The organism is Ruegeria sp. CI5 (genome assembly GCF_056536885.1).
The window spans coordinates 702294-724268 of record NZ_JBQFQN010000001.1 but is presented as its reverse complement, the minus strand read 5'-3'; the positions used below and the strand labels follow the sequence as shown (position 1 = coordinate 724268).

Here is a 21975-nt window from a genome sequence, read left to right as displayed (position 1 = left end):
CCGGAGGTGAAACATGCTGACCCAGATCAAAAGCGCTTTCAGCCGTTCGCAAGCCACGCTTTTGCAGGATGCAGCCGGCGTAGCTTCGCTGGTTGTCATGCTGATGGTGGCGCTTCACGTGCCCGTCGGGTTCTAAGCCTTTCTGCCTGCGATCTCGTGCCGATCAACCCGCGTATGTCATCCCCATTTCAGTCAAGGGTGACCTGCCTGTCCCAAACCCCTTGAAGGGGCCGTGCCTCGGCCCCACGCGGTAATCCGGACCCCACGCGAGAAACGCATTGACTGCCGCCGCCCTTTCCGCCCGGAAGGAGCGGCGGTTTTTTTACAATTGACCGGTTTTGAAGATCTCAAGCAGGGCTGACAGGACCGAGTTGACGGCCACCGAGGCCAGAATCATTCCCATGACCCGGCTGATGATTGCCGCCCCCGAATGACCGATCAGCCGGATGATTGGCTCGGCCAGTAGCATCAACACAAAGGCGCAGGCCAGCACGGACAGCATGACCAGCGCAGTAATGCCCTGATCCGCCACGCTGTAGCGGTGGTTGTCCGTCAGAATGACGATGGCCAGCATAGCACCGGGTGAGGCCAATGACGGGACCGCCAAGGGGAAGATCGCCGGGTTGTGCCTGTGCAGCTTGTCTTCCATGTCTTCTTCGGCCTGGCGCTGTTCGATTTCCTGTTTGCTTTCACCAAAAATCATCGTCAGCGCGAACAGGAACAGGATGATCCCGCCGGCGACCTGAAACGAGTTGAGGCCGATATCCAGCGCCTCGATCAGCAATTGTCCAAAGACCAGAAAGAACAGAAGGATGCCGGCGCTGATCAGTGCGGCCAGCAGGGCAGTGCGCCGGCGCGCGGCGGCTTCGATACCCGCAGTGACGGCAATGAAAACCGGGATGGTTCCGATCGGGTCGATGACGACCCACAAGGTTACAAAATGTTCCAGAAGGTTGTTCAATTGGCTTCTCCGTCAAATTGGTCAGGAGGTTAGCCGCCTTCGATTCAAAAGACCATGTTCAGGCGCAGTTGGCTTGTTCGGCCTTCTCGAAAGCCTCGGCGATCGCGTCCAGGGCAAGCATGATCGACGCGTGCCGGTTCTTGTAATCGCGGGCGGGCCGCAGAACTTCCAGTTCGTCAAACGGCGCATCCGGGGTGGGGCCGTCACTCTTGAGCATGGCCGCCAGCTGGTCGCGCGCGGTTTCGATTTGGGGGCGGGTTGCCCCGATGACCGATGCACCGACCACTGCCGCTGCGGCCTGACCCAGTGCACAGGCTTTCACGTCCTGGCCAAACTCGGCAATCCGGCCGTCCCGCACCTTAATGTCCACGGCAACCGTCGAGCCGCACAAGGGCGACCGTTTCTTGACGGTCGCTTCCGGATCGTCCAACCGCTGCAGGTGCGGAATGTCGGCCGCCAGCGCCAGAATGCGCCCGGAGTAGAGCTTGATCAGGTCGGTTTCGCCGGACATGGGTTTCCCTCGGTGGATGTTCCCCATACATAGTGGCCATGTTCTGGGATGCAAAAGGTTTTTGCGATGTCGCGCTCTGCTACGTTCGACCCGTCGACGCTCAAATTCAATGAGGCTGGGTTGGTCCCGGCCATCGCGCAAGAGGAGAGCACCGGCGAGGTTCTCATGATGGCTTGGATGAACGCCAAGGCGATCCGAAAGACGCTGGAAACCGGGCGCGTCACCTATTGGTCGCGCTCGCGCCAGTCCTTCTGGGTCAAGGGAGAAAGCTCGGGACACGTACAGGAGTTGGTGGATTTTCGCGTCGATTGCGATCGGGATTGCCTGTTGGTTCTGGTACGACAAAGCGGCCCCGCTTGCCACACAAACCGCCGAAGCTGCTTCTACACCGCCGTCCGGGACGGGGAAGAGGTCGAATTGATGTCGCCGATGGCCTGAGGGCGCCTAGCGGGCCTAAAGACCGACCATTGCGCGGACGTCTTCGGGCGTCGCTCCTTCGGCCCGGTATTTCGCAATCGCCCTGGCGTCGTCTCGCTTGGCCAGCCGTTTTCCCGTTTCGTCCCGGATCAGTCGGTGATGGTGATAGGTGGGCGTCTCCAACCCCAACAAGCGCTGCAGCACCACGTGAATCCCGGTTGCGTCAAACAGATCCTGACCGCGAACCACATGTGAGATGTTCTGGGCCGCATCATCCAGTACGACTGACAGGTGATAAGACGTGCCCATACCCCGCCGGGCGAGGACGACATCGCCGACGCCGTGCAGCATCTGTTCGCCCGACAATTCTATCCAGCCAGTCGCGCCATCCGGACCGGACCCGCTCTCGTGAAACCTCAACCCGGTGGCGTCCCTCGCGATCCGGCGCAGCGCTTCGGACATATTGAGACGCAGGGCCACATCTTCCGGGATCGCGGACTGCACCTGATATGTCCATTTTTCACGGCATGTTCCGGGATATATGACGCCGTCAGGTCCGTGCAGAGGATACCCTTCCTGCGGCGCACTGGCGGCGGCCGCGATATCCTTGCGATTGCAGGTGCACGGATATAGCAGCCCTTGGGACCACAGCCGGTTCAAGGCCTGCCGGTAGACCGGCATACGATCGGATTGCCGCAACACAGGGCCAGGCCACGTCAAACCCAACCACGTCAGATCGTCATAGATCTGATCCTCCCAATGCCGACGCGCCCGGGACTGATCGATATCCTCGATCCGCAGCAGGAACGTGCCGGAGTTTCGGTCAGCGAGGCCATACGCAAGCAATGCAGAATACGCATGACCAAGATGCAATGGCCCGGTTGGAGATGGGGCAAATCTTGTGGTGAATTTCACGTCTTTTCAACGATATATACGTCGGATTTCAAGTCCAGACCTGGCAGGTGCGGTCCGTGTTCACGAAACAGGAGGCGCGCCGCTCCCATGTCCAGCCATTCGTTCAGGCGCCCGGTATAGCCGGGGTCGTCCAATGTATGGTCGTTGAACGAAAACGCCAGCAGGCCACTCTTTGGCAAGACTTTCATAAGCATGTCGAATGTCTGGGGCGGCGCGGCGCCGGCGCCGATCACTCCGATCGCGGCGATTGCCTTGTATGCCCCCGTCTCCAACGGGTTGGGATCGGTGATGTCGATGGCAGCAAGATTGCGGTAGACGCCCTTGGCAGCAGCACCTTTCAGCATCTCGGGTGTCGGAGCGACGCCGTCGATTGCCCGGTATCCGGCCTTGTGCAAGGCGACACCGGACAACCCGGTCCCGCAGCCATAGTCAAGGATAGGCGTGTCCGGTTCCGGCAACTTGGACCACAACGCCTCGGCCACGCGGCCGGGCGTGGCATACCCGTGCTCGGCCACCTCATCTTCGTAAGAGGCCGCCCATTTCTGGTAATGCGCTTGGGTTTCCTGCGGCGTGTTCAGATCATATGTGTTTTTGAGGAACTTCTCGCTCATGCCGTCAGTTTAGGCGCGTGGCCCGGTCTGCGTCCAGTCAGCTTTGCGTCAGCCACTGCTGCCATGCCTCCTTGGCGCGATCGGTATAGGCTTTGTAGCGATCCTTGCGACCACGGCGCCCACCTTTCAACCCGTCGACCGGTCGGAACAAACCAAAATTCACGTTCATAGGCTGAAAGGTTTTGGCCTCTGCGCCGCCGGTGATGTGATGAATCAGCGCGCCCATGGCGCTGTCCTGTGGAACCGGGGGCAGGGAGTGGCCAAGGATCTCTGCCGCTGCGAGACGACCCGCCAGCAGACCCATCGCGGCGCTCTCGACATATCCCTCAACCCCGGTGATCTGCCCGGCAAATCGGATGTTTGGCTTGGATTTCAGGCGCATCTGCGCATCCAGCAAGGTGGGCGAGTTGATGAAGGTGTTGCGATGGATGCCGCCCAGACGGGCAAAACTGGCATTCTCGAGCCCCGGAATCATCCGGAACACCTCGGTCTGGGCGCCATATTTCATCTTGGTCTGGAACCCAACGATGTTGAACAGCGTGCCCAAAGCGTTGTCGCGACGCAGTTGAACCACGGCATGAGGTTTTACGTCCGGCTGATGTGGATTGGTCAGGCCCACCGGTTTCATCGGCCCGTGACGGAGAGTCTCGCGCCCACGCTCGGCCATCACCTCGATCGGCAGGCAGCCATCGAAATAGCCAGCTGTTTCACCTTCGTGGAACTCGGTCTTGTCAGCGGCCAGCAGCGCGTCGATGAAAGCCTCGTACTGGTCACGGTCCATCGGGCAGTTCAGATAGGCGGTACGCTCTTCCTCGGTCTCACCTTTGTCATAGCGCGACTGCATCCACGCCTTGCTCATGTCGATCGTGTCAGCGTAGACGATCGGGGCAATCGCGTCGAAAAAGGCCAGCGCTTCGGCCCCGGTCTCGCGCTGGATCGCTGCGCCCAACGCTGGCGAGGTCAGCGGACCGGTGGCAAATATCCAATGTCCATCGTCCGGAAGCGTGGTGACTTCCTCACCGGTGACGGTGACGCGTGGGTGCGCCTTCAACTTGGCGGTCACCGTTTCGGCAAAGGGATCACGGTCCACGGCAAGAGCGCCGCCCGCAGGAAGTCGGTGGGCGTCAGCGGTGGTCATGATCAACCCATTGGCCGCGCGCATTTCCCAATGCAGCAAACCAACGGCATTCTGCTCGTCATCATCAGACCGGAACGAATTGGAACAGACCATCTCGCCCAGGTTGCCGGTTTGATGTGCAAAAGTGCCCACTTTGGGGCGCATTTCGTGAATCACGACGTCCACGCCCATTTCGGCGGCCTGCCAGGCGGCCTCGGATCCGGCCATGCCGCCGCCAACGATATGCAATTTCTGTGTCATGTGCGTCCAAATAGGGCAGGTGGCACGCGCGTGCAACGGCCAACGAAAAATGCCGCCAACAAGGCAGCAACGCTATGATTTTATTGGGAAGTCTTGGGGTCGCCGCTGCGGGAATGTCTGCGCCGGTGAGAGAAACCAGCTTGGAGGGACCTTCCGCCCACGGCGACCCAAAAGATAGTGAGGGCCTAAGCCCTGTCTCAGCTTTGCCACAGAGATGCCCTTTTGAAAAGTGCAAAAATGCGAACAGTCGATAATTTTAGCCATAACAATTGCGTCATTGGGTCCAATTTGGTGAACGTTTTTCGATAAATGCGGAAATACCTTCCTCGGTATCCCGGTGCAGCATATTTTCGGCCATCACGCCGCCGGTATAGGCATATGCCTGATCCAAAGGCATCTGAAGTTGCTGATAAAACGCCTGTTTCCCGATCTTTACCGCCGCGCCCAGTTTGGAGGCCAACTGCTCGGCCAACGACAGGGTCTCATGCTCCAACAGCGCTTCCGGAACGACACGATTGACCAGGCCCAGCTCGGCGGCCCGCTCCGCTGGTATGAAATCACCGGTGGTCAGCATCTCAAACGCTAGTTTGCGCGGAATGTTGCGGCTCAGCGCCACCATCGGCGTCGAGCAGAAGAGACCGATGTTCACGCCATTGACGCCGAATCGCGTTCCTTCGGCCGCCACGGCCAGATCGCAGGTCGCCACCAGTTGGCAGCCGGCGGCCGTTGCAATGCCATGGACCTGCGCGATCACCGGTTGGGGCAGGGATTGGATCGACATCATCATTCGGGCGCAGCGATTGAACAGTTCGGTGAAGTAGGCCTTGCCTCCATCTTCAGCCTGCCGGCCCGCGGTCATCTGCTTGAGGTCATGACCGGCACAAAACGCCTTGCCTGCCCCTGACAGTATCACAGCGCGGATCGTGCGATCATCGCGCAGCGTATCCAATTCAGATTGCAGTGCCTCCAGCATTTCGTCGCTCAGCGCATTCAGCCGCTCGGGCGTATTCATTTTCAGATGAGCGATCGCGCCCGTGTCGTTACGTTCCAAAATTGCCATCTTGCCCTCCTGCCGGCTGTGGGGCCAACTCTAGGTCGGCAAATCGAGGAGGGGAAGCATGTCATTGGCAATGAACAAGGAAGAGCTGACGGAATATCTGGCGCAGGTCTTCCCGCAGGTGCACAAGGATTTCGTCGTCATGGATCTGACCGACGACTCGATCCGCATGCGCCTCGTTGTCGAAGATCGGCATCTGCGTCCGGGCGGAACCGTGTCCGGGCCCTCGATGTTCGCCCTGGCCGATGTCTGCGTCTATTCGATGGTTCTAGCGCGAAAGGGCCGGCAATCGCTGGCGGTGACCACCAGCAGTTCCATGGATTTTCTGCGCAAACCTGCCGGTGGGGCCGACATGATTGCCGAGTGCAGGTTGCTGAAACTGGGGCGTACGCTGGCTGTTGGTGACGTCCTGATGTACTCGGAAGGGCAGGAGGCGCCGGTGGCGCGCGCCAGCATGACCTACTCGCTGCCACCTGCCGGGTCCGCCGCAGCTGCGTTCGGATAAAAAAAATGCCGGGGACAAGCCCCGGCACAGGAAGAGGTCCCGTAATTGGGACTGGGGAAATTCTAGCCAAGCCAGAATTGGCGGCGTGCTTCGCGGTCAGCCTCAAAGCGCGTCAGTCCGACATCCTTCAGCAGACGGTCGTCCAGCCTGCTCAGGTTGACGCGACTGCGGCGCCGGCGTTCCCATTGGGTGACAGTCGCCGCAAAACGCACGGCCAGCGCAGCGATCAGAGGCAGCCGGGGGCTGTCGTTCAGCAGCAAGAGGGCGGAGGTGTGCATTGCGCGTGTCATGGTAAGTATCCTTTCAAATTGTATTGACACAAAGCATAAATGTTCGGTACATTGTTGTGATACATTCGGGATTGTGTTGAACGCAAAGGAAGAATTGTAATGGATACAATTTGGCCGACAGACCTGCCAAAATCCAAGGGGCCAAAGTACACACTGGTCGCAGATACAATTCGAAAAGCCATCGAAAACAAGCAGCTGGAAGTCGGGGTGAAACTTCCTCCGGTGCGGGAGCTGGCGTATCGATTGCAAATCACACCGGGAACGGTCGCCCGGGCTTATTCCATTCTGACCGAGGAGGGGTTGCTGCAGGCCGAGGTCGGGCGTGGTACATTCGTGGCACCACCGAAAATGCCATTGCTGGACGATGTCTGGTCACGGCAGCTTCATCTTCGGGATGACAAGTATGACGCCAATGTCAGCCTGTTCAGCCCGCGACTGCCAGATGTCGGGCAGGTGTCCCTGATACGGTCATGCCTTGCCAAGGTGGCGCAGGGGGATCCGAAGATGTTCATGAACTATCCCACCCGTGACGCTTACCTGCCGGTGCGCCAGGCTGTTGTTGATTGGCTCTCCGACTTGCCGCTGGGTGCTTTGAACGCCGATGACATCGTTCTTACGCATGGCGGACAAAGCGGACTGTGCGTCGTGTTTCAGACCGTTCTGCGCGATCCGAAACCCGTTGTTCTGGTCGAAGACCTTTCTTATGCGGGGTTCCGTCGCGCCGGTGAGTTGATGCGCGCCGAAGTTGTCGGTGTGAAAATGGACAAATGGGGTATCAGCCCCGACGCGCTGGACCACATCCTTCGTCAAACTCGTGCGCAGGCGATCTGCGTGTCGCCCGAAGTTCAGAATCCGACCGGTGGCCATTCTCCTCTTGAACGCCGCAACGAGGTGATCGAGATCGCCCGCCGCCACGATCTGCAAATTATCGAGGACGATTGCTATCGTATGGGCGAGGCGCGCGCACCCAGTTACAGGGCTCTTGCGCCTGAACGGGGCTGGCACGTGTCGTCGATTTCCAAGACCCTTACGCCGGCGTTGCGCGTGGGGTTCGCCATCGCTCCGCGGGAACGCAGCGGAGACCTGCGCCGATCGGCGGAATACGGGTACTTCGGGTTGGCGCAGCCATTGGCCGAACTGACCCGCTTGCTCCTCAGTCACCCTCAATCCCGGCAAATGGCGCGGGATGTTCGCGCGAAGATGGGTGAGTATGTACGGGTGGCCGTCAATGCACTGGGTGGCTTCAATCTGAACTGGGACGCCGACATTCCCTTTGTCTGGCTAAGCCTGCCCTCCGGCTGGCGTGCTGCAGCCTTCAGCAGAGCCGCCGAGCGGGAGGGCATTCAACTCCGATCGGCAGATGAATTCGCGCTGAGGGATGGACGAGCGCCAAATGCCGTGCGCATTGCCATGAACGGGCATGTCTCGCTGAAGCAGTTCGAATCCGCCATGCTGCGTCTGCGCGCCTTACTGGACAATCCGCCCGAACAAATCAGCGTTTGATTTGGGGTAAATAGATACCTATTTTATAAGCTAATGTTTTATAATAATTAATTGGACGCTACCATTCTTGACGTGCACTTACGGGCCGTCTAAATACCCATCCATCGAATTCGGGCCGGTCCACCTTTGGGGCGGCCTTTCACATCAAACAGGATTGTCCTGACATGAAAACCTTCTCTGCAACTCCTGCAGACATCGACAAGAAGTGGATCCTGATCGACGCCGAGGGCGTTGTTCTGGGCCGTCTTGCCTCGATCGTCGCCATGCGCCTGCGTGGCAAGCACAAGCCGTCGTTCACCCCGAACATGGACATGGGCGACAACGTCATCGTCATCAACGCCGACAAGATCCAGATGACCGGCAAGAAGCGCGACGAGCACTTCTACTGGCACACTGGCCACCCGGGCGGCATCAAGTCGCGCACCAAGCAACAGATCCTGGAAGGCGCGCACCCCGAGCGTGTGGTCTTTCAGGCCGTCAAGCGCATGCTGCCGGGCAACCGTCTGTCGCGTCAGCAGATGACCAATCTGCGCATCTATGCCGGTGCCGAGCACCCGCACGAAGCCCAGGCCCCCGAAGTTCTGGATGTCAAATCCATGAACAAGAAAAACACCCGGAGCTAATGACCGATGGCTGATCAGATCAATACTCTCGAAGAGCTGAGCGCCGTCGCAGGCGTTGAAACCGTGGCCGAAGAAGTTGTTGTGCGCGAGCCCGTGCGTGACGAACTGGGTCGCTCCTATGCAACCGGCAAGCGTAAAGACGCTGTTGCCCGCGTTTGGATCAAGCCGGGTTCCGGCAAGGTCACCGTGAACGGCAAGGACCAGGACGTGTATTTCGCACGCCCCGTTCTGCAGCTGATCCTGCGCCAGCCGTTCCAGGTTGCCGGTGTCGAAGGTGAATTCGACGTTGTGGCAACCGTCAAGGGCGGTGGCCTGACCGGTCAGGCCGGTGCGGTCAAGCACGGCATCTCGAAAGCGCTGCAGCTGTACGATCCCAGCCTGCGCGGTGCCCTGAAAGCCGCGGGCTTCCTGACCCGCGACAGCCGCGTCGTGGAACGCAAGAAATACGGCAAGCGCAAAGCCCGCCGTTCGTTCCAGTTCTCGAAGCGTTAATCTACTCGCGTCTCGAGAATCAAGTATCTGGGCGCCTGCGCAAGCGGGCGCCCTTTTGCATTTGCATTGTGCAACAAGCCACAAAAGAAATTTGCGTTCGGGTACAATGCATTTGGCCAACCAGCTTCGGTGTAAGAACATTTTCCGGTGGGCTGCATCGATTTCAGGACAGCGGATCGTTAGCTGGCGCGTCAACAAGTAGCACCTGACCCCGGGACAGCAATGGACGACAAATCGATTGACCAAATTGTCGAACACTCGATCCTTGGGAGTTCGAATAGACAAGAGCTTTGGGTCAATCTGGTCGCGGGACTGGAGTGTCGAACGATTTGTGAAGTAGGTGTCTGGAAAGGGCGATTTGCCGAAGTATTGCTGAACGGCGTCCCATCAATCGAGAGCTACACCCTAGTCGATCCTTGGCGCAACCTCCCCGATTGGAACAAGCCTGCGAACAAGTCGAGCATTGAGTTCGAAGGCATACGGAACGAAGCGCTGACCCGCGTCGCACCTTTCAAGACCAAAGTGTTCGAGATCCGAGATACGACGAAAAACGCTCAATCACGAATACCTAATGGCTCCCTGGATATGGCCTATATTGACGGCGATCATACGCTGCGCGGGATAACCATCGACCTCTATTCGATGCTGCCCAAAATAAGACCGGGAGGTTTCATCGGTGGGGACGATTTTACCAAGTCGATCTGGCAACACTCCGAAGAATTCAGCCCCAGCGAAGTGTTCCCATACGCCATCTATTTTTGCGAGGCGCATGATTTGCCGATTTACACTTTGCCGTTTGATCAGTTCATGATCGTCAACACTGCAACCGGCTTTCGCGTGGTTGATCATGGCGAATACGCGGGTTTGGAACCGAGAGAAATCTACGCTCTTCCAAAGAGGCGTTCGTTCAGGAACAAGTTGAAAAAGATATTCAAGTCTTGAAACCGGAAAGGGGCTGCGGCCCCTTTCCGTTGAGCTATAGGTAGAGGCCTTACTCTTCGTAGACCATTTTCCACGCGCCGTTTTCCACCACGTTGACGTAGACCGTATCGGCGCCCTGATGGTCATCGGGGCCAAATGTCATGTGGTTGCCGACCAGTTCATCCTGATAGTCCAGCGTCTCCATTGCCGCGATAAAGCTTTCCTGGGTCAGGTCGGGGCCTGCCGCCTCCAGCGCCTTGACCATCATTTCGGCCGCGGCATAGCCCAGCATCGAAAAGCCCACCGGGTCTTCGCCGGTGGCGGCCTTGTATTCCTCGATGAAGGCCTTGGGGGCAGGTTCATCCGCGCGGGCCCACAAGTCCTGCCACGAGGCGGCGGCGTAGAAGCCGTCGGTCACTCCACCCGGCACCTGTGCCACCACGGTCAGGAAGCTGGCCGAGGTGCCCAGGAATTTCATGTCGGTCAGGCCCATCTTCTTGGCGGTGCCGACCACGGTGATGGCCTGCCGCACGCCCAGCGCGATGGTAACGATTTTGCAGCCTTCTTCCTTCAGCTTGCTCAGTGAGCCCACGAAATCGGTTTCGTCAGGTTTGTGAGTGGTTTCCGCGGCAAAGGTAATGCCGGCTTCCTTGGCGCCTTCTTGGCTGCCTTCCAGGATTTCCTTGCCGAAATCAGTCGGCAGATACATCGTGCAGACCTTGTCGCCACCGAATTCCTGAGCCAGATATTTCACGCCCACGCGCGCCTGGTCAAAGTAGCTGGAAAACGAGGTGAACTTGTTCTTCATCGGCTCCTGCAGCATCTGCCGCGCGGCCGACAAGGGGGCGACGTTGGGAATGCCTTTGGGGTCCAGCAGTTTGAATCCGGCCAGGTTCATCGGCGTGCCCAGCGATTGCAGCATGGCAAACACCTTGTCACGGTTCAGCAGCTTGTTGTAGCCCTGCATCGCGCGCGGCATTTGGTATCCGTTGTCCTCGACCACATAGCGGATCTTGCGGCCATGCACGCCGCCATTTGCATTGACCCGGTCGAACACCACGTTCGCGCCCTTGGTGGCCGGAACCCCGACGGCGGCGAAAATGCCGCTGAGGTCGTTGACCGAGCCGACGACGATTTCATCGTCGGTCACGCCTTGCGTTTCGGCCCAGCCCATCGAGGCCAGGGCGGACAGGGCGGTTGCCGCCGCCAGCCGTCTGATTGCTTTGGTCATGTGTCTTCCTCCCTTGGGATTGATCCCTGTTCTATTTGTACATGTCTTCAATGAGATGCGCGTGTTTCTTTTCCACCAAGCTGCGTTTCAGTTTCATCGTCGCGGTCAGTTCGTCATCTTCGGCAGTCAGCAGCACGTCGATCAGGCGGAAATCCTTGATCTGCTCGACCCGCGCGAATTCCTTGTTCACCGCCGCCACTTCGGCACCGATCAGTTCGCGCACCTCGGCTGCAGCGCAGAGCGAGGCGAAGTTCGAAAACGGCACCTTGCGGTCCTGCGCGAACTTCTCGACGTTTTCCTGATCGATCATCACCAGCGCCGTCAGGTACTTGCGGCGGTCGCCGATGATCACCGCGTCCGAGATGTAATGCGAGAACTTCAACCGGCTTTCGATCTCGGCCGGGGTGATGTTCTTGCCGCCGGCGGTGATGATGATGTCTTTGAGGCGGCCGGTGATGGTGACATAGCCGTCCGCGTCCACGTGCCCCATATCGCCGGTGCGCAGCCAGCCATCGGCGGTGAAGGTCTCGGCGGTTTTGGCATTGTTGCGCCAATAGCCCTGGAACACGTTCAGGCCGCGGATCTGGATTTCGCCCTCGTCCGAGATACGCAGGTCGATCCCCGGTGCGGGCTTGCCGATGGTACCGATGTGGTTGGCCTCGGGCGTGTTCAGCGTGGCGATGCCCGAGGTCTCGGTCATGCCGAAGCCCTCGACCAGCGGCACGCCGATGGCCCAGTACCATTTCAGCAACTCGGGCGAGATCGGGGCCGCACCGGACCCGCCGCGCCGCAGCCGGTCCATGCCTAGCATCCGGCGCAGGTTGCGCAGCACCAGCCGGTCCCACAGCCAGAAATTCGCGGCCACCGCCGGCGGCACCGGTTTGCCCTGCAGGATGTACTCGGCCCGTTTCATCCCGGCCTTCAGCGCCATGCCAAAGGCGGCGCGCCCGGCCGGGGTGGCCTCTTGCGCCATGATCAGCACCTGCGAATAGATCTTCTCCCACACGCGCGGGACGGCGGTAAAGGTCGAGGGCGACACTTCCTGAAGGTTGGCAAAGACCGTCTCGGGGCTTTCGGCGAAATTCACTGTGCATTTCGAGGCCAGCGGGAAATAGATCGACACGTCGCGCTCAAGGATATGACACAGCGGCAAAAAGCAAAGCTGCTCGTCCGTTTCCAGCGCGGGCAGGCAGCGTGCGCCGCATTCGATCGCGGCCATGATGTTTTCGTTGCTCAGCATCGCACCCTTGGGCATGCCGGTGGTGCCCGAGGTATAGATCAGCAGCGCCGTGTCCTGCGGCGTGGCCAGCGCGATTTCCGCCTCGAACCGGCCCGGTTCTTCGCGCTCGGCCGCGCGGCCGAGGGCATAGAGATCCTCGATCATCATGCAACGGGGATGGGCCAGGTCGTGCAGGCCTTCGTCTTCAAGGATGATGACCTTCAACAGGCCGGGCACGTCGTCTTCGATGTCCAGAAATTTGTCCAGCTGCTCTTCGTCCTCGACGATCAGAAAGCGGCTGTCGCTGTCATTGACCAGGTATCTCAACTGGCTGGCGGAATCGGTGGTGTAGACGCCCGAGGCGATGCCGCCGACGCATTGGATGCCCAGATCGAACCAGGCCCACTCCTTGCGGTCCTCGGACAGGATCGAGACGACCTCGCCGCGTTGCAGTCCCAGCTTGCGCAGCGCCAGCCCGATCCACTTGGCGTGCTGCCAGTAGTCGGCCCAGGAGTAGGATCTCCAGATGCCCAGATCTTTTTCCCGATGCGCGGTGCGGTCGCTCAGGGCGGCGCAGCGTTTCTGGAACAGCTCGGGGATGGTGACGCAGCCATCGACCCGCACGGGGCGCTGGCCGGGGGTGGCGTTGAACTGAACGCCGTTGATGGTGGTCTGCGGGGGCAGGGTGGTCATGTTCATCCGGCTCACCTCCACGTCTTCTTGCGTTTCCAGCGGCGGTTTTCCCGCGCGCCTTCCTCCTGCACGCCCAGATAGAAGTTCTGGATGTCCTCGGACCGCATCAACACGTCGGCGGGGCCGTCCATCACGATGCGCCCGACCTCCATGACATAGCCATGATCGGCCAGTTCCAGCGCGGCGTTGGCGTTCTGCTCGACCAGCATCATGGTCATGTTCTGCTCGTCATTTAGGCGTCTGAGGATGCCGAAGATCTCTTGGACCAGCAGCGGCGACAGGCCCAGCGAGGGTTCGTCCAGCAGCATGATGCGCGGGTTGGCCATCAGGCCGCGGCCGATGGCCAGCATCTGCTGCTGCCCACCAGACAGTGTGCCGGCCTCTTGGTTGCGACGTTCCTTCAGGACCGGGAAGTAGGAAAACACCAACTCGCGATCGCGCTCGATCTGGGCCTTGTCATGCAGGGTGTAGGCCCCGAGGCTGAGGTTTTCGTTCACCGTCAGCAGCGGGAACACCTCGCGCCCCTCGGGCACATGCACGATGCCCTTCTGGACGATCTTGTGCGGCTCCAGCCCTTGGATTTCCTCGCCGTCGAAGGTGATCGTTCCCTTTTCCGGGTCCATCACGCCCGAGACGGTCTTCATCAGCGTCGTCTTGCCCGCCCCGTTGGCGCCCAGGATTGAGACGATCTGGCCCGGGTGCACGTCCAGCGACACGCCGCGGATCGCCATAATCGGGCCATAGAAGCTTTCGATGTTGCGGATGCTCAGGATCGGTGCGCTCATGAGGCTTTCCCCAGATAGGCTTCGACGACGGCGGGGTGCGATTGCACCTGCGCCGGTGTCCCAAGGGCCAGTTTCGCCCCGTCGGCCATGGCCAGCACCCGGTCGGACACGCCCGAAACCAGCCCCATGTCATGTTCGACCATCAACACCGTGATCCCCATCTGCCGCCGGATGTCGTCGATCCACCAGCGCATGTCTGTTGTTTCCTCGACCGACAGCCCCGAGGCCGGTTCATCCAGCAGCAGCAGCTTGGGGTCGGTGGCCAGCGCACGCGCGACCTCGACCACCTTGCGCACGCCGTAGGGAAGCCCGGCGATCATCTTGTCGCGATAGGCCTGCAGATCGAGGAAATCGATGATCTCTTCGACCTTCTCGCGGTTCTCCAGCTCTTGCCGGCGGGCCGAGGGGGTAAAGAACACCTCGGACAGCAGGTTGGTCCGCCGGTGACGGTGCCGCCCGACCAGCAGGTTCTGCAACACGGTGGCATGTTCGAACAGCTCGATGTTCTGGAAGGTGCGCGCAACGCCATAGGCGGCCACGCCCGAGGGTTTGACCTGCAGCAGATCGTGACCGTCGAACCGGATCTGGCCCGCGAACGGGTCATAGAAACGCGAGATCAGGTTGAACACCGTGGATTTGCCGGCCCCGTTCGGGCCGACGATGGCAAAGACCTCGCCTTCTTCGACCGAGAAGGACAGGTCGTTCACCGCCGTCAGGCCACCGAATTTCAGGGTGACGTTCTCGAATTCCAGCAGGCTCATCTCAGGCGCTCCGTCTTGAGATAGGATTTCTGCCGCTTGAACATGTCCTTGCGGTAGAAGGGGAACAGCTCGAACCAGGTGCGGATTTTCAGCCATCGGCCGTAGATGCCCATCGGCTCGAACAGGATGAACCCGATCAGGATCATGCCGAAGATGCCGAATTCTAGCCCCGGAATGGCGACGGTTCCGCCACCGAAAAGGGCGCCCGCGTATTCCTTGGCGATCGACAGGAACTGCGGCAGAAACCCGATGACGATGGCGCCCAGAAACGCGCCGTGGATCGAGCCCAGTCCGCCGATCACGATCATCATCAGCAGCTGGATCGAGATCACAACGCTGAAGGTTTCGTTGTTGAAGGCCCCGGCATACAGGCCCATCAGCGCCCCCGCCCATCCAGTCACGGCGCAGGACAATGCGAAAGACACGGTCTTGGTGCGCGCGATGTCGATGCCCATCGCCTGCGCGGACACTTCCGAGTCGCGCACCGCGATGAAGCTGCGCCCCAGCGGCGTACGCAGAAGGTTGATATAGCCCAGCGTGACCAGAACCGTGACGGCCAGAACCAGCCAGTAGAACTGCTCGGGCGTGCCCCAGCGATCGACCAGATGGCCGAATATCTCGACCCCGCCCATGTATTTGCCCGCCACGCCGCCGGTGATCGGTTCGGCCAGAACGATGAGGTCGTCCATCAGGATCGACAGGGCCAGGGTGAAGATCGCCAGATAGATTCCGTGTAGCCGCAGGGCAGGGATGGCGACCGTGACCCCGGCGATACCGGTCAGGATGCCGGCCAGCGGAAAGGCCACCAGAAACGGCACGCCGGACTCGATCAGGATCACGTTGGCATAGCAGCCAAAGGCCAGAAACGCCGCGTGGCCCAGGCTGGCCTGGCCGGTATGCCCGGTCAGGATCATCAGACCCAGCCCGGCGATGGCCCAGATCAGAACGTTCGTCAGCTCTCCCAGATAGAACGCGTCCAGCCACCACGGCGCGGCAAAGACCACCGCCAGCAGGATCAGGTAGAGCGACAACTGGTATCCGTCCTTCCACGGGCGGATGTCCTGCATGTAGTCGGTTTTGAAAACGATCCTCATGCGCTCAGACCTTCTTGACCCGGACCTGGCTGAACAGGCCGTGCGGACGGAAGATCAGCACCGCCAGCAACAGCGCATAGGGCGCGATCTGGCTATAGCCTGCGGCGATGTAGCGGCTGGCGAAGGGTTCGATCACGCCGACGATCAGACCGCCCGCCAAGGCTCCGGGCAGGCTGCCAAACCCGCCGATGACCGCGGCCGCAAACGCCTTGATTCCCAGCAGCCCGGTGGTCGGATCGACCGAACCCTTGGCGGCGAACAGGATGCCCGCGATCCCGGCCACGACGCCGGCCAGACCCCAGATGAAACCCTGAACACGCTTAACCGGTACCCCCATGTAATAGGCCGCCAACTGGTTCTGCGAAGCGCCCTGCATCGCCAGCCCCAGCTTGGTCTTGCTGAAGAACACATAGAGCCCCCAGGTCAGCAGCACGGTCACGACGATGACCGCCACGTCCTCCATCCCCAGAACCAGGCCGCCAAAGCGGACCTCCTTACCGGCAAGCGGGTTTTCCAGCGTCTGCGGCTCGTGACCCCAGATCAGCCCGGCGACAAAGCGGATCACGAAGCCCAAGGCGATGGTCAGGATGACCACGGCGGTCTGGCTTTCCCCGAACAGGCGGCGGATGATCAGCCTGTCCAGCAGGTACCCCAGCGCGCCCATGATCCCCAGCGAGATGGGCAGGGCCAGCCAGAAGGGCAGGCCCATATATTCGGTATTGGTCAGCCCGATGGTGACGAAGGCGCCCAGCATCATGAAATCGCCCTGGGCGAAGTTCACGGCCTCGGTCGCCTTGTAGATCAACACGAAGCCAAGCGCGATCAGGCCGTAGACACAGCCATTCGCCAGCCCGCTGATCAGCAGCTGTGCGTTGTCCAAATTCTCCTCCCCATGCCGGTTTGCCCGGCGTCCTGACGCCCCGGATCTCCTCCAATCACCGGGGCGCCTGTTCTACTATGGCGTGATTATTACCTTACCGTCACTCTTTTTCAGTGCAACTGCCAGATCGGAAACGATTTTGTTCAGCGGGACATGCGCCGAGACATCCGTTTTCCACCGTCCGTCCGTAAAGCGGGCCTGCACCTCGGCAACCGCGCGCATCTGCTCTTCGGGCGGAGTGGACATCATCCATTTGGTCAGCCAGAAGCCCTCGATCCGTTTGCTCATAAAGATCAACTGGCCCATTTGGGTCAGCTTCGGAGGCTCGCTGCTGAGCTTGCCATAAGACACCCAGCGCGCGCCGTTGGGCATGGCGCAGAAGACCTGCTCGGACAGCTGATCCGAGACCGCATCCAAAAACACCCGCGGCTTGAGTTGCGCGCTGATGGAAGCAAACTTGGAGACGGCATCATCTTCGGTGGTTACGATGACCTCGGCCGCTCCGTGGCTTTTGAGCAGTTCGACCGTTTCAGGGCGCCGCACCATCGCAATCGGCTTCAGGCCAAGGTCTCGGCCCAGCCCGCACATCAGCTTGCCCAACTGGCTGGTGGCCGCGGAAACGACAAAGGCCTCTCCTTCGGAACGCGCGATCTCAACCATTGCCATCGCGGTCAGCGGATTGACGATCTGTGCGGCACCGTCATCGTCCGATATCTCGGGCCGTAAAGGAATGCACATCTGCGCCTGTGTCAGGGCATACTCGGCCCATGCGCCGGACCCGGAGGCGACGAAGGCGACCCTTTGCCCCTTCAGCGCTTCGGCGCCCGCGCCGGTGGCGACGACGTCCCCGCACCCTTCGAAACCGGCCGGTGCACCTTTGACCCGCGGCTGACCGTACTCACCTTTGATGAAATGGAGGTCTGAGGGGTTCACCGATGCGGTGCGCAATTTGATCAGCACCTGGCCAGGGCCAGGCGTGGGCACCGGGATCTCGGCATTCTCAACCCAGTCGGCGGCGTCCTCGATCGCCGGGCCCGTGGCGGTACCCGAGTATCCGTCAAATTTCTGGATCACGGCAAACATGGATTTGGGGAGGTCAGTCATTCTTTTTCCTTTGTTTCCGACATTTTCAAGCAAACGGGTCGATCCGAGTGCGCGCCCCGGGGCAGGGCGCACCGATGCCGACAATAGGTCGTCCCGACTTGATGCGACTGGTTGAGCCAAGCCAAACAAATGGCACCGGACAGGTCAATCGACCACAGGGTTAACGTTGGGGAATTGGGAAACCGGTGCAGGCGTGACAAGGCCGGACTATTGCCGGCCTTGTCGAATGATCTTACTGCGTCAACAGGTTGCGCAGTTCCTGGATCTTGAGTGCAGCCGTTTCCGGCGCTTCCTTGATGCCATCTAGGATCTTGATCACCTGGTCCTGGATTTCCTGGCTCAGCTGGCTGTTTTTCACGGATTCAACCATCGCGTCATAGTCGAACTGCTCGGCCGACAGCATGCCTTCGTCAACCCAGGTTTTCAGCAACTCCTGCCCTTGGGCAGTGAGTGATGCAACCTGATCGCCTGCCTGGTTGGCCAGATCCGTCGCAGCATCACCGGCCTGGTTTGCCAGATCCGTGGCTGTCTGACCGGCTTGCTCGGCGGCTTCACCGGCCTGTTCGACGGCGGCCGAGGCTGCGTCACCTGCTTGCTGCGTGGCCGTCGACAACGCCTCGCTGGCAGCTTCCTGGGCTGCGGTTGCGGCCTCGCCAACGGCCTCACCGGCTTCTTTGGCGGCAGATTGCAGTTTCTCGGCCGGGGTGGGCTCGGGCTGATTCAGGTAGAAATACGCGCCGGCACCCAATCCGGCGATGATAATCAGGATGATAATGCGGGACATTGGGGTCTCCTTTTCGGATGTGTGCCGCTGATGTGGGGAGAAACTACCTGAGATCAAAGGGGAAATCCCAAAGATTCGGCGCATGTTCGGGGTTTGGGCCACTCGGCGCTGATCAGTCAGACGATCGGCGGCAACAACACGCCACCGATGAAAATACACGGTTGCAACCAGCAGGCGAACAAGAAAGGGGGGGCTTCATTGGGAAGTAGTGGCGGAGAGACAGGGATTCGAACCCTGGGTGGGCTTGCACCCACAACGGTTTTCGAGACCGCCCCGTTCGACCACTCCGGCACCTCTCCGCGGGGGTCTGTGAGGGGGGGATTTAGTTGTGATCGCCGAGGGGTGCAAGCAGAAAATTCCCGAATTCGCCAAACCGTGGATTTTCCATTGCCAGTCCTACGAAATCTCCTAGGCTGACATGTATGAGACATCTTCTGCACCGCATTTCGCTTCTGCTCATCCTGCCCGTGTTCGCGTTCGCTCTGACGGCTCAAAACGCCTTGTCCGCCAGCCGGGATCGGATTGAGGCTTTTCTGACGACGACGGGTTTTGACGTGGCGCTGGAAAGCATCGCATTGGCCTCGGCTTCGGCGCCTCAGATGCTGGGGATCGACCCCGAGGGTTTTGGCTCGCAATGGACGCGTCTGACGGAAGAGGTGTTCGACACCGACGACATGCATGAAACAGCGGTTGCGATTCTCGAACAGACGCTGAGCGACGAGGCCCTGAACCACGCGGTCGAGTTTTATGCCTCGGATCTGGGACAACGGCTTGTCGAGGCGGAAAATGCCTCGCACCTTGTCGAGGATGACGAAGCCAAGCAACTTGAGGGGCAGGAGATCATATCCGATCTGGTCAAGTCCGGTTCGAGCCGCATCGAAAGCCTGAAGCGGATGAACAGCGCCATCGATGCCAGCGAAACCTCATTGCGGGCGCTGCAGGAGATCCAGCTGCGGTTCCTGCTGGCCGCCAGCGCCGCCGGAGTGATCGACCTGCAGTTGGACGCGGACGGGCTGCGCCAGATGATGAAGCTGAACGAACCCGAGATGCGGCAGTCATTGCAACTGTCCGCCTTGGCCAACGCGGCCTACACCTATCAGGATTTCTCTGACGCGGATGTCGACGCCTATACCAAAGCGCTGGAACAGCCGCTGATGCAGGAAGTCTACGAGCTGTTGAACGCAATCCAGTACGAGATCATGGCCATGCGGTTTGAAGTGCTGGCGGCGCGCATGGCCGAACTGCGTCCGGCTCAGGACATCTGATGCGGCTGTTTCTGGCTCTGTGGCTGGTTTTAGCCGGTTGGGCCAGTGCGGTCACGGCGGACCAGGTCGACCGTCTGACCAAGGCAATGCATTTGTCCGACGTGATGCAGGTTCTGCGTGATGAGGGTGTCGCGCAGGGGCGCGAACTGGACAAAAGCCTGCTGGACGGTGAAGGCGGATCGTTTTTCGAGGCCCAGGTTGAAGATTTGTACGACAAGGCGTGGATGCAGGCCAAGATTTATGACGCGCTGGCTGGCGGTATGTCCGAAGGGCAACTGGAGCAGGCTGCGCTGTTTTTCGAAAGCGATCTGGGCCGCGCCGTCGTGTCTCTGGAAAACTCGGCCCGTCGAACTTTTTCCGACGAAGCCATCGAAGAGATGGCCATGGCCGCCTATCGGGAGGCCGATCGTGATGCGGCCTATTTTCGTCTGATCGATGAGTATGTCGAGATCAACGACCTTGTTGATCGGAACGTGCGCGGGGCGTTGCAGGCCGATTACAATTTCTTCCGTGGGTTGGCGGACGGGCAGGGCATCACGGGCGACGACGGGGAAATGTTGGCCCAATTGCTGGCGCAGGGAGCGCAGTCCGAGCAACAAACCCGCGAGTGGCTGTACTCGTTCCTGCTGTTTGCGTACCAACCGCTCAGCGAGGCCCAGCTGCGCGAGAATATCGCCTTTTCACGTACCGAGGCAGGGCAAGCCTTGAACAACGCCTTGTTCGCTGGTCTGGACACCATGTTCAACGAGTTGTCATACCAGCTGGGCGTGACGGTGGCGCAGGTTCTGCAAGCGTCGGATCTTTAGGCCGGTTTGCTGTTGACTTTGCCGTGTGATCCGTGGATAAGCGCGCATCCCGGCCGGAACCTCCGCGCCGGGTATCGTTATTGTTGGCCTGACGGGTGCGCCCTGACGGTCGTTCATCCGCCCGAAAAGGGCGCGCTGTTCGAGGTGGCCTTGGCCGAAACACCCGTCTGACGGGGACCACAGAACGCGGTAGAAAAAGGAAAGACGCATGTTTGCAGTCCTCAAGACTGGCGGCAAGCAGTACAAGGTTCAGGCGGGCGACGTGCTCCGCGTTGAAAAACTGGCTGCCGACGCAGGTGAAAAAGTCCAATTCAACGACGTTCTGATGCTGGGTGGCGATGCTCCCGTTGTCGGTGCGCCGTTCATCGATGGCGCGGCCGTTCAGGCGGAAGTGATCGAACAGATCAAGGGTGACAAGGTCATCAAATTCGTCAAGCGTCGCCGCAAGCACAGCTCGAAGCGCACCGTTGGCCACCGTCAGAAGCTGACCCTGGTCAAGATCACCGACATCCTGCCCTCGGGCGCGGACAAGTCGGGCGTCAAGGCCGCTACCGGTTCGGCTCCGGCAGGTGAAGTTGCGAAAGCAGCGAAACCCGCCAAGAAAGCCGCTGCCAAGGCAGAGGCTCCGGCCGCTGCTGCTGCCGCTGACGATCTGACCCAGATCACCGGTGTTGGCCCCGCAGCTGCCAAGAAACTGGCCGAAGCTGGTATCGACAGCTTTGCCGCTCTGGCCGCCTTGTCGGACGAGCAGATTGCTGCTATCGAGACGGTCAAAGTGAAACCCGAATGGGTTGAGCAGGCCAAAGAGCTGGCCAAAGGCTAAGGAGAGAGAGAATGGCACATAAAAAAGCTGGCGGTTCCTCCCGTAACGGCCGCGACTCAGCGGGTCGTCGCCTTGGCGTGAAACTGTATGGTGGCCAGGCCGCCGTTGCAGGCAACATCATCGTGCGTCAGCGCGGCACCAAGTTCTGGCCGGGCGAAGGCGTGGGCATGGGCAAGGATCACACCATCTTTGCAACTGTCGATGGCGCCGTGAAGTTCCACAAGGGACTTAAAAACCGCACCTTTATTTCGGTCCTGCCAGTGGCGGAGGCCGCAGAGTAAGCCGAAACCCAGAAGGTTTAAGAAAAATTCATGGGGGACCGGCACAAAGTGCCGGTCCCCTTTCT

26 protein-coding genes and 1 tRNA gene are annotated in these 21975 nt (G+C 60.1%); 11 read left to right on the top strand and 16 right to left on the bottom strand.

The window, feature by feature from the left end; translation table 11 throughout:
• Positions 1-13: 13 nt before the first annotated feature.
• Positions 14-136, top strand: coding sequence for a hypothetical protein (locus ACR0BA_RS03640; RefSeq protein WP_261391793.1), 123 nt, complete (start codon positions 14-16; stop codon positions 134-136).
• A gap of 186 nt (positions 137-322) precedes the next feature.
• On the opposite strand, the gene ACR0BA_RS03635 is transcribed toward ACR0BA_RS03640, so the two are convergent.
• Both ACR0BA_RS03635 and ACR0BA_RS03630 read right to left on the bottom strand, forming a co-directional pair.
• Positions 323-961: a MarC family protein gene (locus ACR0BA_RS03635; RefSeq protein WP_093962021.1), complete on the bottom strand. Its 639-nt coding sequence runs from the start codon at positions 959-961 to the stop codon at positions 323-325.
• 58 nt (positions 962-1019) lie between these two features.
• A complete protein-coding gene (locus tag ACR0BA_RS03630) occupies positions 1020-1472 on the bottom strand; it encodes an iron-sulfur cluster assembly scaffold protein (RefSeq protein ID WP_480726484.1) in 453 nt (150 codons plus the stop codon).
• Between the two features lie 48 nt (positions 1473-1520).
• Here ACR0BA_RS03630 and hisI point away from each other — a divergent pair, with 48 nt between their 5' ends.
• Positions 1521-1910 carry a phosphoribosyl-AMP cyclohydrolase gene (gene hisI, locus ACR0BA_RS03625; RefSeq protein ID WP_480726482.1) on the top strand — a complete coding sequence of 130 codons (390 nt, stop codon included), beginning with the start codon at positions 1521-1523 and terminating at the stop codon, positions 1908-1910.
• 15 nt (positions 1911-1925) lie between these two features.
• Here the strand turns inward: hisI and gluQRS are convergent, their stop codons facing one another.
• The 4 genes from gluQRS to ACR0BA_RS03605 form a co-directional block, all read right to left on the bottom strand.
• Complete coding sequence (gene gluQRS, locus ACR0BA_RS03620) at positions 1926-2804, bottom strand: tRNA glutamyl-Q(34) synthetase GluQRS (RefSeq protein WP_260066065.1); 879 nt, start codon at positions 2802-2804, stop codon at positions 1926-1928.
• Positions 2801-3415, bottom strand: a complete 615-nt coding sequence (locus tag ACR0BA_RS03615; protein WP_480726480.1) for a class I SAM-dependent DNA methyltransferase — start codon at positions 3413-3415, stop codon at positions 2801-2803. The genes gluQRS and ACR0BA_RS03615 overlap by 4 nt, the downstream gene beginning before the upstream one ends.
• A 37-nt stretch (positions 3416-3452) precedes the next feature.
• Positions 3453-4793, bottom strand: coding sequence for a methylenetetrahydrofolate--tRNA-(uracil(54)-C(5))-methyltransferase (FADH(2)-oxidizing) TrmFO (gene trmFO, locus ACR0BA_RS03610; RefSeq protein WP_480726478.1), 1341 nt, complete (start codon positions 4791-4793; stop codon positions 3453-3455).
• Between the two features lie 274 nt (positions 4794-5067).
• The gene (locus tag ACR0BA_RS03605; protein ID WP_480726476.1) at positions 5068-5853 is read right to left on the bottom strand and encodes an enoyl-CoA hydratase; all 786 of its coding nucleotides are present in this window, start codon (positions 5851-5853) and stop codon (positions 5068-5070) included.
• A 58-nt stretch (positions 5854-5911) separates the two neighbouring features.
• Between ACR0BA_RS03605 and ACR0BA_RS03600 the strand changes: the two genes are divergently transcribed.
• Entirely contained in the window at positions 5912-6355 is a 444-nt protein-coding gene (locus tag ACR0BA_RS03600; protein ID WP_093962028.1) for a PaaI family thioesterase, read from the top strand.
• Between the two features lie 62 nt (positions 6356-6417).
• Here the strand turns inward: ACR0BA_RS03600 and ACR0BA_RS03595 are convergent, their stop codons facing one another.
• The gene (locus ACR0BA_RS03595) at positions 6418-6645 is read right to left on the bottom strand and encodes a DUF1127 domain-containing protein (protein ID WP_170367090.1); all 228 of its coding nucleotides are present in this window, start codon (positions 6643-6645) and stop codon (positions 6418-6420) included.
• A gap of 99 nt (positions 6646-6744) precedes the next feature.
• Here ACR0BA_RS03595 and ACR0BA_RS03590 point away from each other — a divergent pair, with 99 nt between their 5' ends.
• The 4 genes from ACR0BA_RS03590 to ACR0BA_RS03575 all read left to right on the top strand — a co-directional run bounded on the left by ACR0BA_RS03590 (position 6745) and on the right by ACR0BA_RS03575 (position 10205).
• Positions 6745-8148 carry an aminotransferase-like domain-containing protein gene (locus tag ACR0BA_RS03590; protein ID WP_170339228.1) on the top strand — a complete coding sequence of 468 codons (1404 nt, stop codon included), beginning with the start codon at positions 6745-6747 and terminating at the stop codon, positions 8146-8148.
• Positions 8149-8312: 164 nt separating this feature from the next.
• Positions 8313-8771 carry a 50S ribosomal protein L13 gene (gene rplM, locus ACR0BA_RS03585; protein ID WP_170339225.1) on the top strand — a complete coding sequence of 153 codons (459 nt, stop codon included), beginning with the start codon at positions 8313-8315 and terminating at the stop codon, positions 8769-8771.
• 6 nt (positions 8772-8777) lie between these two features.
• Positions 8778-9263, top strand: a complete 486-nt coding sequence (rpsI, locus tag ACR0BA_RS03580) for a 30S ribosomal protein S9 (RefSeq protein ID WP_005983014.1) — start codon at positions 8778-8780, stop codon at positions 9261-9263.
• Between the two features lie 222 nt (positions 9264-9485).
• A complete protein-coding gene (locus ACR0BA_RS03575) occupies positions 9486-10205 on the top strand; it encodes a class I SAM-dependent methyltransferase (RefSeq protein ID WP_480726474.1) in 720 nt (239 codons plus the stop codon).
• A gap of 49 nt (positions 10206-10254) precedes the next feature.
• On the opposite strand, the gene ACR0BA_RS03570 is transcribed toward ACR0BA_RS03575, so the two are convergent.
• The 9 genes from ACR0BA_RS03570 to ACR0BA_RS03530 form a co-directional block, all read right to left on the bottom strand.
• Positions 10255-11415, bottom strand: a complete 1161-nt coding sequence (locus ACR0BA_RS03570) for an ABC transporter substrate-binding protein (RefSeq protein ID WP_480726473.1) — start codon at positions 11413-11415, stop codon at positions 10255-10257.
• Between the two features lie 31 nt (positions 11416-11446).
• Positions 11447-13333 (bottom strand): AMP-dependent synthetase/ligase, encoded by a 1887-nt coding sequence (locus ACR0BA_RS03565; RefSeq protein ID WP_480726471.1) that lies wholly within the window; start codon positions 13331-13333, stop codon positions 11447-11449.
• A 5-nt stretch (positions 13334-13338) separates the two neighbouring features.
• Positions 13339-14112: an ABC transporter ATP-binding protein gene (locus tag ACR0BA_RS03560; protein WP_170418921.1), complete on the bottom strand. Its 774-nt coding sequence runs from the start codon at positions 14110-14112 to the stop codon at positions 13339-13341.
• A complete protein-coding gene (locus tag ACR0BA_RS03555; RefSeq protein WP_170338649.1) occupies positions 14109-14873 on the bottom strand; it encodes an ABC transporter ATP-binding protein in 765 nt (254 codons plus the stop codon). Before ACR0BA_RS03555 ends, ACR0BA_RS03560 begins: the two co-directional genes overlap by 4 nt.
• A complete protein-coding gene (locus tag ACR0BA_RS03550; protein ID WP_149775120.1) occupies positions 14870-15967 on the bottom strand; it encodes a branched-chain amino acid ABC transporter permease in 1098 nt (365 codons plus the stop codon). Before ACR0BA_RS03550 ends, ACR0BA_RS03555 begins: the two co-directional genes overlap by 4 nt.
• 4 nt (positions 15968-15971) lie before the next feature.
• On the bottom strand, positions 15972-16847 hold the full coding sequence (locus ACR0BA_RS03545; RefSeq protein WP_005983028.1) for a branched-chain amino acid ABC transporter permease: 876 nt from the start codon (positions 16845-16847) through the stop codon (positions 15972-15974).
• A gap of 75 nt (positions 16848-16922) precedes the next feature.
• Positions 16923-17951, bottom strand: coding sequence for a zinc-binding dehydrogenase (locus ACR0BA_RS03540; protein WP_480726468.1), 1029 nt, complete (start codon positions 17949-17951; stop codon positions 16923-16925).
• A 232-nt stretch (positions 17952-18183) separates the two neighbouring features.
• Positions 18184-18735 (bottom strand): hypothetical protein, encoded by a 552-nt coding sequence (locus ACR0BA_RS03535; RefSeq protein ID WP_480726467.1) that lies wholly within the window; start codon positions 18733-18735, stop codon positions 18184-18186.
• A gap of 209 nt (positions 18736-18944) precedes the next feature.
• Positions 18945-19034: transfer RNA gene (locus tag ACR0BA_RS03530), tRNA-Ser, on the bottom strand.
• 123 nt (positions 19035-19157) lie between these two features.
• Here ACR0BA_RS03530 and ACR0BA_RS03525 point away from each other — a divergent pair.
• The 4 genes from ACR0BA_RS03525 to rpmA all read left to right on the top strand — a co-directional run bounded on the left by ACR0BA_RS03525 (position 19158) and on the right by rpmA (position 21910).
• Complete coding sequence (locus ACR0BA_RS03525; protein ID WP_170357817.1) at positions 19158-20000, top strand: DUF2059 domain-containing protein; 843 nt, start codon at positions 19158-19160, stop codon at positions 19998-20000.
• Positions 20000-20806 carry a DUF2059 domain-containing protein gene (locus tag ACR0BA_RS03520; RefSeq protein WP_170600559.1) on the top strand — a complete coding sequence of 269 codons (807 nt, stop codon included), beginning with the start codon at positions 20000-20002 and terminating at the stop codon, positions 20804-20806. The genes ACR0BA_RS03525 and ACR0BA_RS03520 overlap by 1 nt, the downstream gene beginning before the upstream one ends.
• 208 nt (positions 20807-21014) lie before the next feature.
• Positions 21015-21629: a 50S ribosomal protein L21 gene (locus tag ACR0BA_RS03515; protein ID WP_480726464.1), complete on the top strand. Its 615-nt coding sequence runs from the start codon at positions 21015-21017 to the stop codon at positions 21627-21629.
• An 11-nt stretch (positions 21630-21640) separates the two neighbouring features.
• On the top strand, positions 21641-21910 hold the full coding sequence (gene rpmA / locus ACR0BA_RS03510; RefSeq protein ID WP_005983052.1) for a 50S ribosomal protein L27: 270 nt from the start codon (positions 21641-21643) through the stop codon (positions 21908-21910).
• The last annotated feature ends 65 nt before the right edge of the window (positions 21911-21975 follow it).